The 14162-nt window shown below is 67.8% G+C and carries 1 protein-coding gene; it reads left to right on the top strand.

Annotated elements, in window-relative coordinates:
• The first annotated feature begins 5 nt into the window (after positions 1-5).
• Positions 6-14123, top strand: a complete 14118-nt coding sequence (locus BM186_RS14565) for a non-ribosomal peptide synthase/polyketide synthase (RefSeq protein ID WP_277622101.1) — start codon at positions 6-8, stop codon at positions 14121-14123.
• The last annotated feature ends 39 nt before the right edge of the window (positions 14124-14162 follow it).

A 14162-nucleotide genomic window follows, 5' to 3' on the forward strand; every position in this document is an offset into this window, starting at 1 on the left:
GGGCCCTGCCTGGCCGCCCCCTTCACCCACTTAAAGCCTCGAAGGTCAACCGGATGACGAACAAGACCGCACACCACCTCGAAGATGTCTACCCGCTGTCACCGCTGCAGCAGGGCATGCTGTTCCAGAGCCTGCTGCACCAGGAATCCGGGGTGTACCTGATGCAGGACCGCTACCGCATCGGTGGCGAGCTGGCGGTGGAGGCATTCCTCGAGGCCTGGCGGCAAGTGATAGGGGCCCACCCGGCATTGCGCACCAGCTTTCTCTGGAAGACCCAGAAACAGCCATTGCAGGTGGTGCACCGCGACATCGGTGACCCGGTCGAATACATCGATCTCGAAGGCCTCGCCCCCGAGCAGCAGGAGGCCCATATCCAGGCCCTGCTGCAACAGGAGCAGCGCAACGGTTTCAACCTGGCCAAACCACCGCTGATCCGCGTGCGCCTGGTACGCCTGGGCGCCGGGCGCCACGAAATGATCCGCAGCTTCCACCACATCCTGATGGACGCCTGGTGCATCTCGCTGATCATGGTCGACTTCATCGACGCCTACGCGGCCTTGCGCCAGGGGCGGGCAGCGAGCGTGCGCAAGCCGCGTCCATACCGTAACTACATCGCCTGGCTGCAGCAACAGAGCCTGCCCGAAGCGCAGGCCTTCTGGCAGCAGCAACTGCAGGGCCTGGACGCACCGACGCCGCTGGTGATTGAACGCCACACCCGGCAGAGCCAGTACCGCGAAGCGGTGCTGGTCGACGACACCCTGATCCGTTTCGACGCCCAGCAGACCCGTGACCTGACGCACTTCTGCCAATCCCGCCGGATCACCCCCAACACCCTGTTCCAGGGCGCCTGGGCCTTGCTGCTGAGCCGCTACAGCGGCCTGCGCGACGTGCTCTTCGGCGTCACCGTGTCCGGTCGCCCGCCGCAATTGGCCGGCGTCGAGGACATGATCGGCTTGTTCATCAACACCCTGCCCTTGCGCGTGCGCATCGACGAACAGCAAGATCGCACCTCCTGGCTGCAGGAACTACAACGCCACAACCTGGCGCTGCGCGAGTTCGAGCACAGCGCCCTGGTGGACATCCAGGGCTGGAGCGATTTCCCGCGCGGCGAGGAGTTGTTCGACAGCATCCTGGTCTACGAGAACGCCCCTATCGACGACAAGCTGTTCAGCGGCGAGCTGAGCTTCAGCCTGGACGACATGGAACACAGCGTGCACACCCACTACGGCCTCACCGTCGTGGTCATGCCCGGCGAGCGTCTGACCGTACGCATCTCCTATGATCGCCGGCGCTTCGCCCGCAACAGCATCGAGCGCCTGCTCGGCCACCTGCGCCAGATCGTTCTCGGCATTCTCGCCGAGCCCACTGCCAGCCTGGCCTCGCTGCAACTGCTGAGCGCAGAGGAGCGCCAGACGCTGCTGCTGGACTGGAACGACACCGCACACAGCTTCCCTCTGGATCGCACCTACGCCAGTCTGTTCGCCGAACAGGTGGCGCGCCAGCCGGACAAGGCCGCCGTGGTCTGCGCGGGCGAGTCGCTCAGCTATGCCGAACTGGACGCCCGCGCCAGCCGCCTCGCCGCTGCGCTGATCGAGGCCGGCGCTGGCCCCGACCTCCCCGTGGCGCTGCTGGCCGAACGCGGCCTGGCCCATCTCACCGCGCTGATCGCCATTCTCAAGGCCGGCGCCTGCTACCTGCCGCTGGAGGTCAAGCACCCGACGCAGCGCCTGGCAGAAATCCTCGAACTGAGCCAGGCACCGCTGATGCTGATCGGTGACAACCAGGGGGCACTGGCCGACGAGCTGTGCAGCCGCCTCAGCAACGCAGCGCCACAGTGTCTGGCCATCGAAACACGCTGGCTGCAAGGTGAGGCCCCTACCCTCGCGCCACGCGGCACGCCGGACGACCTCGCCTACGTGATCTTCACCTCCGGCTCCACCGGCACGCCCAAGGGCGCCCTGGTGGAACAACGCGGCATGCTCAACAACATGCTCGGCAAGGTGCCGACCCTCGGCCTCGGCGAGCATGACCGCATCGCCCAGACCGCCTCGGTGGCCTTCGACATCTCGGTCTGGCAGTTGCTCGCCGCGCCGCTGCTCGGCGCCACCGTGCATATCCTGCCGGATGCCGTCAGCCATGATCCCGAGCGCCTGCTGCAAGCCCTGCAGGATGAGCACCTGACTCTGTGGGAGGCAGTGCCGGCGGTGATTCGCGGCGTGCTCGCCGCCAGCACGCCGGCCACCGACCTCAGCGCCTTGCGCTGGCTGCTGCCCACCGGCGAGGCCCTGCCACCGGCCCTGTGCCGCGACTGGTTCGCCCGTTTCCCCCATGTGCCGTTGATGAATGCCTACGGCCCGGCGGAGTGCGCGGACGACGTGGCCTTCCATGCCATCAGCGCAGCGTCCGACGAACAGGCCCAGGCCATGCCCATCGGCCGGCCGACGCCGAACACCGAGCTGTATGTGCTCGACGATGCCCTGCGCCCGGTGCCGGTGGGCGTGCCTGGCGAAATCTGCGTGGCCGGTGCCGGCGTCGGCCGTGGCTACCTGCACGATGCCGAGCGCACCCGCGCCGCCTTCGTCGATCACCCGCTGCGCCCCGGCGCACGCTTCTACCGCACCGGCGACCTCGGCCGCTACCGGACCGACGGTGTGATCGAATTCCTCGGCCGCCGTGACCAGCAGGTGAAGATTCGCGGCCATCGCATCGAACTGGGCGAGATCGAGGCCAAGCTGCAGCAGCACCCGGCCGTGAAAGCCGCCGCCGTGGTGGTGCAGGCCGATGCCCGTGGCGAGGCGCAACTGGTGGGCTACTGGGTCGCGCACGAGGGTCATGCCCTCGACGCCACGGCGCTGAAACAGACGCTCAACGGCCAGTTGCCGACCTACATGGTGCCGCAGCACCTCGTCCAGCTCGACGCCCTGCCCCTCAGCGCCAACGGCAAGGTCGACCGCAAACGCCTGGCCCAGCGCGAGCTGGACTGGAACATGGCGACGAGCGAAGCCACGCCGCCGGCCACGGCCACCGAACAGGCGCTGCATGGAATCTGGCAGGACATCCTGGCGCTGGAGCACTTCGGCGTCACCGACAGTTTCTTCGCCCTCGGCGGCCACTCGCTGCTGGCCACCCAGGTGCTGTCGCGCATCCGCGCCGCCTTCGCCGTCGAGCTACCGCTCAAGGCCCTGTTCGAGTGCCCCAGCGTGCGCCAGTTGGCCCAGGCCATCGACCAGCAGAAGCGCCTCCAGAACGGCGAACAACCAGGATCCGACGACATCGTGGCGCTGCCACGGCCCGAGCGTCTGCCGCTGTCCTTCGCCCAGCAGCGCCTGTGGTTCGTCGAGCAACTGAACCCCGGCAGCGCCCATTTCAACATTCCCTTCGCCCTGCGCCTGAGCGGTGATCTCGATGTCGAGGCCCTGCGCGCCAGCTTCCAGTGGCTGATCGAACGCCATGAAGTGCTGCGCACCGCCTTCCCCAGCGAGGGCGGACAACCCTGCCAGCGCATCGTCGAGGCATTGACCTTCGAGCTGCCGCTCACCGATTTCGCAGACACCAGCGAAGCTGCCGTGCAACGCGAACTGCAAGCCTGGTTCGCCCAGCCCTTCGACCTGCTGCAGCCCCCCCTGCTGCGCGCCCGCCTGCTGCGCCTGGGCGCGCGCGAGCATGTACTGGCCATCACCCTGCACCACCTGGTGTCCGATGCCTGGTCGGCCACCCTGGCCCTGCGCGAGCTGACCCAGTTTTATGCCGCCCTGCACGCCGGCCAGGCGCCGCAACTGGCGCCGCTGCCGCTCCAGTACGCCGACTACGGCCTGTGGCAAAAGCAGCGCCTGCAACCGGCGGCGCTGCAACCGCACCTGGACTACTGGCAGAGGCAACTGGCCCGCGACGACGACAGCGACTACCTGCTGGAGCTGCCCACCGACCGGCCACGTCCGGCCGCCCAGTCGCACCGCAGCGGCCTGCTCGCCACCGGCCTGTCGCCGCAGGCCAGCGAGCGTGCCCACGCGCTGGCGGCACGCCTGCAGCAATCCACCTACAGCCTGGTATTCGCCGCTTTCGCCACCTTCCTGCACCGCATGAGCGGCCAGGACGACCTGATTCTCGGCACGCCGGTGTCCAATCGCGACCGGGAGCAAACCCAGTCGCTGCTCGGCATCCTGCTCAACAACCTGCCGATCCGCGTGCGTTTCCAGGGCCAGTCGAGCTTCGCCGAACTGGCCCGGCAGGTCAGCGAAACCCTGCTCGAGGCCCAGCATCACCAGGATCTGCCCTTCGAGCGCCTGGTCGACCACCTGGCGTTGCCACGCCGCCTCAGCCATGCCCCGCTATTCCAGGTGATGATCGCCCAACAACTGCCAATGGAACGCCGGGTACGCTTCCCCGACCTCGACTTCGAGGTGCTGGACACACCGCTGAGCCATTCGGAATACGACCTCGACCTGCACATCGTCGCGCCAGCGCAGGGCGCCATCGAACTCAACCTGATGTTCGCCCTCGACCTGTTCGAGCCGGCCACCGCCGAGCGCTGGCTGCAGCGCTTCGTGCAGCTGTTCGAGAGCATGCTCGAAGCTCCCGAGCGGCCGCTGGGCGAGCATCGCCTGCTCGATGCGCGGGAATGGCAGCGCACCCTGCACGAGTGGAATGACAGTGCCTACGAACTGCCGCCTACGCCGAGTATCCTCGATGCCTTCGAGGCGCAGGTGGCCCGTTCGCCGCAGGCAATCGCGGTGCAACAGCGCGCCCTCAGCCTCAGCTACGCCGAGCTCGATGCCCAGGCCAACCGCCTGGCCCACCATCTGCGTGGGCAAGGCATAGGCAGCGGCCACTGGGTCGCCCTGTGCCTGGACAAGACCCCGGAGCTGGCGGTGGCGATACTCGCGGTGCTCAAGTGCGGCGCGGCCTACGTGCCGATCGACAGCGCCTATCCGCTAGAACGTATCCGCTACATCCTCGAGGATTGCGCAAGTAGCCTGTTGCTCACCGATGGCGAGCTGGCGGCCCGCCACGCCGACCTGCCGGTACGCCAACTGGTTCTGGAGCACCTGCAGGCGGAGCTGGCCCGGCAACCGAGCAGCGCCCCCGCACGCCGCCTCGACGGCGCTGCGCCCTTCTATGCCATCTACACCTCCGGCTCCACCGGCCAACCCAAGGGCGCGGTGGTCACCCATGGCGGCGTGCGCAACCTGCAGCACTGGTACCTGCGCACGCTGGGCTGGCGCCAGGGCGACAAGGTGCTGCTGGCCAGCGCCACCGGCTTCGACCTGACCCAGAAGAATATCTTCGCGCCCCTGCTGTCCGGCGCCACGCTGGTCATGCCCAGCGCCCAGGGCTACGAGCCGCAGACGCTGCTGCAGGACATCCGCGAGCAGCGCATCACCCTGCTCAACGGCGCCCCCAGCGCCTTCTACCCGCTGCTGGACCTTGCCGCAGCCGAGCACTGGCGCGACCTGGCCAGCCTGCGTGCGCTGGTACTGGGTGGCGAGCCGATCCGCATGGAACGGCTGCGGCCCTGGCTCGACAGCGGCAATGGCCATTGCCGGATACTCAACAGTTACGGCCCCACCGAATGCACCGACGTGGTCGCCTGGCACGAGGTGGACAGCGAGGCGGTGGATGCGCCGCTGCCCATTGGCCGCCCGGTGGACAACACCCAACTCTACGTCCTCGACCGCTACGACCAGCCGTTACCGGTGGGCGTGCCCGGTGAGATCTGCGTAGCCGGTGCCGGCGTCGGCCCAGGCTATCTGCACCGTGAGGCGCTGACCGCCGTCAGCTTCGTCGCCAACCCCTTCGGCCCAGGCCGCTTGTACCGCACCGGCGACCTGGGCCGTTACCTGGCCAACGGCGAGCTGGAATTCCTCGGCCGCAAGGACTTCCAGATCAAGCTGCGCGGTCTTCGCATCGAGCCTGGCGAGATCGAACAGGCACTGCTGCGCCTGGATGGCGTGCGCGACAGCCTGGTGCTGGTGCGTGACGAACGCCTGCTGGCCTACGTGCTCACCGAGGGCGGCGCGGCAGTGCAGGATGACTGGCGTGAACGGCTGGCTCGCTTCATTCCCGCCTACATGCTGCCGCAGGCGTTGCTGGCCCTGGCCGAGTGGCCACTGAGCGCCAACGGCAAGATCGACCGCCGCGCCCTGCCACAGCCCGAAGCCGAGCACGACGCGCTGTTGCAGGCGCCCCAGGGCGAGCACGAGCAACGCCTGGCCGCGCTGTGGGCCGAGACCCTGCAAGTGCCCGTGGAGCAGATCGGCCGGCAGTCCAACTTCTTCCACCTGGGCGGGCACTCCCTGCTCGCCACCGTGCTGCTGACCCGTATCGCCGAGGCCTTCGCCAGCGCGCCGAGACTGCGCGAGCTGTTCGAGCGGGCGACCCTGGCCGAGCAGGCCCAGTTGATCGCGGCCGCGAGCGAGCAGCCAGCCTCGGCCTTGCCGACGCTGCAGGCCGGGCCACATCCGCAGCGTCTGCCGCTGTCCTTCGAGCAACAGCGCCTGTGGTTCCTCGAGCAACTGGCACCGGGCTCGGGCGAGTACAGCATCAACACTGCGCTGACACTCATCGGCACGTGCGACAGCGAAGCACTGCGCCAGGCCTTCGACACCCTGGTCGAACGTCACAGCCTCCTGCGCAGCCGCCTGCTCGAAGATGACCAGGGCGGGCAGTTGCTGATCGATGCCCCCAGCCCTTTCCACGTGGACGTGGAAGACTATGCTGGCGCTCCCAACGACTGGGACGCGTATCAGCGCACGGCCGCCGAGACCGAATCCAAACGCGCCTTCGACCTGAGCAAGGAACATCCGCTGCGCGTCCGCCTGGTACGCCATGCCGAGGCCAAGCAGGCCCTGCTGCTGTTGACGCTGCACCACTGCGCAGGTGATGGCTGGTCCGTGCAGGTGCTGCTGGACGAACTGGCCAGCAGCTACCAGGCAGCCCTGGAGGGTCGTAGTGCCGAGCTGCCGACATTGCCCGTGCAATACGTCGACTATGCCCTGTGGCAACGCAACGAGGCTCGCCAACAGCTCTATCGCCAACAACTGGAGTACTGGCAGAGCAGGCTGGAAAACGGCGACTACCGTCTTGAACTGCCCACCGACCTGCCACGCCCGGCCAACCTCGACAACCGCGCCGGCACCTGCTTCGCCCAGCTGCCGAGCGCGTTGGCCGAGCGCCTGCGGCAGTTTGCCCGTGAGCGCGAGGTCACGCCGTTCATGCTCCTGCTGGCCAGCCTCAAGCTGTTCCTCGGTCGCTACAGCGGGCAGCAGGACCTGCGCATCGGCACGCCGGTGGCCAACCGCCGCCTGCACGCCGTGCAGCCCTTGATCGGCTGCTTCGTCAATACCCTGGTGATCCGCTCCGAGCTCACCCCCACGCAGCGCTTCGGCGCCTACCTGGCCCAGCTCAGGAAAACCGTGCTAGACGCTCAGGAACATCAGGACGTGCCCTTCGAGCAGGTGGTCGAACACCTGGCGCCGGAACGCGACCTGGCGCACACGCCTCTGTTCCAAGTGGCCTTCGTCATGCAGAACAGCACGCGCGCCTCGCTCGACTGGCCAGGCCTGCGCCTGCAGCCCCTGGACATTCGCTCGCCAGCAGCCAAGTTCGACCAGAACTGGGAAGTGCACGACGACGGCGAACAGCTCTCGGTGATGCTGGAATACCGCGCCAGCCTGTTCCACGAATCGACCATGCAGGCCTGGCTGGGCCAATGGCTGGCCTTCCTGGAACAGCTACCGCAAGCCGTGGACACACCGCTCGCGCAACTCACGCCCTTGAGTGAAGCGGATCGCCAGCGCCAGTTGCAGCACTGGAACGACACCGCGCGCCACTACCCCGGCCCCGCCACCCTGAGCGAGGCCCTGGCCCGCCAGGCGCGGCACAGCCCGGAGGCGCCAGCGCTGGTCTACGAGGGCGAAACCCTCAGCTACGCCGCCCTGCACCAGCGCGCCGACCAGTTGGCACAGGCCCTGGTCGCCCAGGGCATCGACCGCGAACAGGTGGTCGCCGTATGCATGGAGCGCAGCATCGACCTGGTGGTGGCCCTGCTGGGCATCGTCAAGGCCGGCGCCGCCTATCTGCCACTCGACCCGCACCTCCCGCCGGCACGCCTGGCCTTCCTGCTGGAAGATGCCGCCTGCCCGCTGGTGCTGACCCACGCCACCTGGCGCGAACGCCTGCCCGAGGCAGTGCCGGCCTGGTGCCTGGAGCAACCGCTGCCGGTGCATGGCGCAATGGCGCAGCCAGCGGCCAACCAGCCCGGTGATCTGCTGTACGTGCTCTACACCTCCGGCTCCACCGGCCAGCCCAAGGGTGTGCTCAACGAGCACGGCGCCCTGATGAACCGCCTGCACTGGATGCAGGACGCCTTCGCCATCGGCGCCGGTGACCGCGTGCTGCAGAAGACCCCGTACGGCTTCGACGTGTCGGTGTGGGAGTTCTTCTGGCCGCTGATCAGCGGCGCCTGTCTGGTACTGGCGCGCCCCGGCGGGCATCAGGACAGCGGCTACCTGATGGAGCTGATCCAGCGCGAGCGCATCACCACCCTGCACTTCGTGCCCTCGATGCTGCAGGCTTTCGTCAGCGAGCCAGGCCTGGAAGGCTGCACCTCGCTGCGCCAGGTCTTCGCCAGTGGCGAGGCCCTGCCACTGGCCCTGCAACAGCGCTTCCAGGCGCGTCATAAGGCACGCCTGATCAACCTCTACGGCCCAACCGAGGCAGCCATCGACGTCAGTTGCTGGATCTGCGACCCGGCCTCGACCCTGGACTTCGTGCCCATCGGCAAACCCATCGCCAACCTCAGGCTGTACATCCTCGACCCGCACCTCAACCCGCTGCCGGTGGGCGCGGTCGGTGAGCTATACATCGGCGGTGTCGGCCTGGCCCGTGGCTACCTGAACCGTCCCGAGCTGACCGCCGCGGTCTTCGTCGACAGCCCCTTCGCGCCGGGCCAGCGCCTGTACCGTACCGGCGACCGCTGCCGCTTCCTGGCCGATGGCAATATCCAGTACCTGGGTCGCCTCGACCACCAGGTCAAGCTGCGCGGCCAGCGCATCGAACTGGGCGAAATTGACGCCGCCCTGCTCGCCCAACCCGGCGTACGCGAGGCCGTGACAGTGCTGCGCGACGACCTCGGCACACCACAACTGGTGGCCTACCTGGTGGCCAGCGAAAGCGGGCTGGACGTCGCCCGGCTGCAGGCCGAGCTGGCGCAGACGCTGCCGGCGCACATGCTGCCGAGCGTGCTGGTGGAACTGGCGGCATTGCCGCTCAACCAGAACGGCAAGCTGGATCGCAAGCAACTGCCACGACCACAGCTGGAACAGGCCGAGGCAGCGCTCGAAGCGCCGCTGGGTGATCTCGAGCGGCGCATGGCCGCACGCTGGGCCGAGTTGCTGGAAGTGCCGCTCGAACTGATCGGCCGCGACAGCCACTTCTTCCGCCTGGGTGGGCATTCGCTGCTGGCCACCCTGCTGCTCGCCCGGCTGCGCCAGGAATACGGCCAGGCGCCGGCCCTGCGGCAGTTGTTCGAGCAGCCGACGCTACGCGCCTTCAGCGCCCTGATCGACACCTCGGCCACCCGCGCGGCCGCCGAGCTGGCGCCACAGCCACGCCCCGAGCGCCTGCCGTTGTCCTATGCCCAGCAACGCCTGTGGTTCCTCGAACAGCTCAACCCGCAAGCCGCCGAGTACAACATCACCTCGGCGGTGGAACTCAGCGGTCCGGTACGCCTCGACTGGCTGCAGCAGGGCCTGGCCGAGATCGTCGCCCGTCACGAGGTGCTGCGTGGTCGCCTGCTGGAGCGCGGCCAGGGCGCCGAGCTGCTGATCGATGCTGAGAGCCGCGCGCACCTGGCCATCGAAACGCTGACAGAAGCGGACTGGGATGCCCAGGTCGCCCGGTGTATCGACGAAGAAGCCCGACGCCCCTTCGACCTGGCAGCCGGCCCGTTGCTGCGTGGCAGCCTGTTGCACGCCAGCCAGCGCACAATGTTGCTGCTGACCTTGCACCACACGGTCGCCGATGACTGGTCGATGCAATGCCTGATCGATGAGTTGGCCGAGCTTTATCGCGCCCGCAGCGAGCAGCGCGAGGCACGCTTGCCGGCCCTGCCGGTGCAGTACGTCGACTACGCGCTCTGGCAGCGCCTGCCGGCCCAGAGCGAACGTTACCGCCAGCAATTGCATTACTGGCAGAGCGTGCTCGGCGACGGTGACTACCAACTGGAATTGCCCACCGATCATCCGCGTCGTGCCGAACTCGACACCGCCAGCGGCTTCCACGCCCTGGTGCTGCCCGATGCCCTCGCCCAGCGCCTGCGTCAAGCCGCACAACAGCAGGGCGTAACGCTCTATGTACTGCTGCTGGCAGCGACCCACGTATTACTCGGTCGCCTGGCCGGGCAACGCGACGTGCGCATCGGCACCGCCGTGGCCAACCGCGACCTGGCACAGACCCAGGCCTTGATCGGCTGCTTCGTCAATACCCTGGTGATTCGCGCCGAGGTCGACCCGAACCAGGCGTTCGAGGCGTTCTTGCAGCAGGTCGCTGAACAGGTATTGAAAGCGCAGGAGCACCAGGAAGTGCCCTTCGAACAGATTGTCGATGCACTCGTCAGTCAGCGCGACATGACCCGCACCCCGCTGTTCCAGGTGTTGTTCTCCATGCAGACCGCACGCCTGCGTACCGACGCCTGGGCGCCGCTGACACTGCGCGAAATGGAGGTACCGTCCAATGCATCCAGTTTCGACCTGAGCTGGGAAGTGCACGACGACGGCCAGCGTCTGTCGCTACGCCTGAAGTACAAGCGCCAGCTATTCGAGGCCGACACCATCGCCCGCTGGAGCGACGCCTGGCAGCACCTGCTAGCCGAGCTGGCCGAGCAACCGCTTAAGACACTGTGCCAGCTGGATCTGCTCGGCGCCACCGAGCGCGAGCGACAGATGCAGTGGAACGCCACAGCCAAGGCCTATCCTGGCCCACACAACCTGGCCCAGGCCCTGGCCGAGCAGGCCGCGCGCAGCCCCGATGCCCCGGCACTGGTTTGTGCCGAACAGCGCCTGAGCTATGCCGAGCTGCAGGCCCGCACGGGTGCCGTGGCTCGCGAGCTGCGCGCACGCGGTGTGGGGCGCGAGCAGGTGGTCGCCGTGTGCATGCAGCGCTCGGTGGAAATGGTCGTCGCCCTGCTCGGCATCATCCGCGCCGGCGCCGCCTACCTACCACTCGATCCAGAACTGCCAACGGCACGCCTGGTACTGATGCTGGACGATGCCAGCCCGGCCCTGACACTGGTGCAAGCGGACACGGCGTCCTGCCTACCGGTAGGCACACCTCACTGGTGCCTGGATGTCTCGACGCTTGAGGACGGCCCGCAACCCGAGCCGATCAACCAGCCCGGCGATCTCGCCTACGTCATCTACACCTCAGGCTCCACCGGCCTGCCCAAGGGTGTGCTCAACGAGCATGGCGCGCTGATGAACCGCCTGTACTGGATGCAGGATGCCTTCGCCATTGGCGCGGATGACCGCGTGCTACAGAAAACGCCCTACAGCTTCGACGTGTCGGTATGGGAATTCTTCTGGCCATTGATCACCGGTGCCTGCCTGGTGGTCGCCAAGCCCGACGGCCATCGTGACAGCCATTACCTGGCCGAGCTGATCCAGCGCGAACGCATCACCACCCTGCACTTCGTGCCCTCGATGCTGCAGGCCTTCGTCGGCGAGCCGGCGCTGCCACGCTGCACCTCGCTGCGCCAGGTGTTCGCCAGTGGCGAAGCCTTGCCGCTGGAGTTGCAGCAGCGCTTCCAGGCGCGTCATCCGGCACCTCTGATCAACCTCTACGGCCCCACCGAAGCGGCCATCGACGTCAGTTGCTGGGTCTGCGACCCGGCCTCGACCCTGGGCTTCGTACCCATCGGCAAGCCGATCGCCAACCTCAGGCTGTACATCCTCGACGAGGCGCTGGCGCCGTTGCCGATCGGCGCGGTGGGCGAGTTGTACATCGGCGGTGTCGGCCTGGCCCGCGGCTACCTGAACCGGCCGGAACTGACCGCCGAGCGCTTTGTCGACAGCCCGTTCGAGGCCGGCCAGCGCCTGTATCGCACCGGCGACCGCTGCCGCTTCCTGGCCGATGGCAACATCCAGTACCTGGGTCGCCTCGACCATCAGGTCAAACTGCGCGGGCTGCGCATCGAGCTGGGCGAGATCGATGCCGCCCTGCTCGACCAGCCTGGCATCGAGGCAGCGGTCACCGTACTGCGCGAGGACCTGGCCACGCCGCAACTGGTCGCTTACCTCTGCGGCCCCGAGGCCCTGGATATGGAAACGCTCAAGCAGCGCCTCGGCCAGCAGCTCCCGGCGCACATGGTGCCGGCGTTCATGCTGCAGTTGCCGGCCCTGCCGCTGAGCAGCAACGGCAAGATCGACCGCAAGGCCCTGCCCAAGCCGCAAGTGGAACGCCAGGCCCGTCAGCAGCGGGCACCGAGCAACGCCACCGAAGAAGTGCTGTGCCGCCTGCTCGGCGAACTGCTCGGCATCGAAGCCCCGAGCGTCGACGATAACTTCTTCGCCCTTGGCGGCGATTCCATCCTGGGGTTGCAGTTCATCGCCCAGGCCCGCGCCCAGGGTATCGGCCTGACGCCGCGTCAGTTGTTCCAGCAGCGTACCCTGGCCGACCTCGCCCTGGTCGCCAACCCGGTCGAACAGTGCCAGGCCGAACAAGGCGTGCTGGACGGCGAGGCGCCCCTGCTGCCGATCCAGCACTGGTTGCTGGAACGCCACCTGGCCGAGCCCGGCCACTGGAACCAGTCGGTTCTGCTCAAGCCCAGCCGCCCCCTGCAGGCCGAAGCGCTGCAGAGCACCTTGCAACTGCTGGTCGAGCAGCACGACGCGCTGCGCCTGCGCTTCACCCGTGAAGGCGGTCAGTGGCGCCAGCACTATGCCGATGCTCAACAGGCCGTGGCTTTCGCCCAGGTTCGCCTGGCCGAGCCCTGCACGGCGCAGGCCCTGCGCGACTGCATCGCCGAACGGGTCGAGGCGACCTTCGACCTGGCCAATGGCCCGCTGATCCGCGCCTTGCTGATCGAGCTGGCCGACGGCCAGCAGCGTCTTTATATGGTCGCTCATCACCTGGTAGTGGATGCGGTGTCCTGGCGCCTGCTGCTGGAAGACTTCAGCCAGCTCTACCCGCGCCTGGCCGCTGGCCAGAGCGCCGAGTTGCCGGCCAAGACCAGTTCCTACCGGCAGTGGGGCCAGCGGCTCTGGCAGCAGGCCGCCAGCCCGACCGTGCAGGCGCAACGCGACTACTGGCTGCAACAGATACGCCCCGGGCAATTGCCGGCCGATCAGCCGCAGGCCGACAACCGCGTGGCCGACGAAGTGAGCCTGAGCGCCATGCTGAGCGTCGAGGAAACCCAGGCACTGCAACAGGCGCAGGGCAGCTACCGGACTCAGGGCCATGAACTGCTGCTCGCCGCCCTGGTCGGTGCGCTGCACCAATGCTCGGGCGCCAGAGCCATCGGCATCGACCTGGAAGGCCATGGCCGCGATGCCGCGTTCGCCGAACTGGATGTCAGTCGCACGGTGGGCTGGTTCACCCAGCTCTACCCGGTGCGTCTGGAGCTTCCGCAGGGCAGCGACACCGGCGCCCTGATCGTCGCGGTCAAGGAGCAGTTGCGCGCCGCCGCCGACAAGGCCATGGGCTACGGCCTGCTGCGCCATCAGGCCGAGGCGCCGCTGCCGGCGCACCGCCATTCGCTGCTGTTCAACTACCTGGGCCAGCTCGACGGCGTCGAGGGCGGCGGTCTGCTGCAACTGAGCGACGAACCGCTGCCGCCGACCGTCTCCGCCGACTCACCGCGTAGTCACGACCTGGAAGTGGTGTTAGCGGTCATCGGCGGGCGCCTGCAGGTGGAAATGAAGTTCGCCGGCCTGCGCTATGCGCCGGGCAGCCGCGAGCGCCTGTTGCAGGCCTACCTCGCGCATCTGCGCACGGTCATCGACCACTGCCAGGGCAACCAGGCAGGGCAACTGTCGCCAACCGACTTCCCGCTGGCCAAGGCGCTGAACCAGAAGAACCTGGACACCCTGCTGAGCAAACTCAAGAGCAAACCGATCTCGCAGAGCTAGCAGGCGTTGCGCCGGCCGCCCCAGGGCGCCGGCGCCCGC

Source organism: Ectopseudomonas toyotomiensis (genome assembly GCF_900115695.1).
Lineage (GTDB): Bacteria > Pseudomonadota > Gammaproteobacteria > Pseudomonadales > Pseudomonadaceae > Aquipseudomonas > Aquipseudomonas toyotomiensis.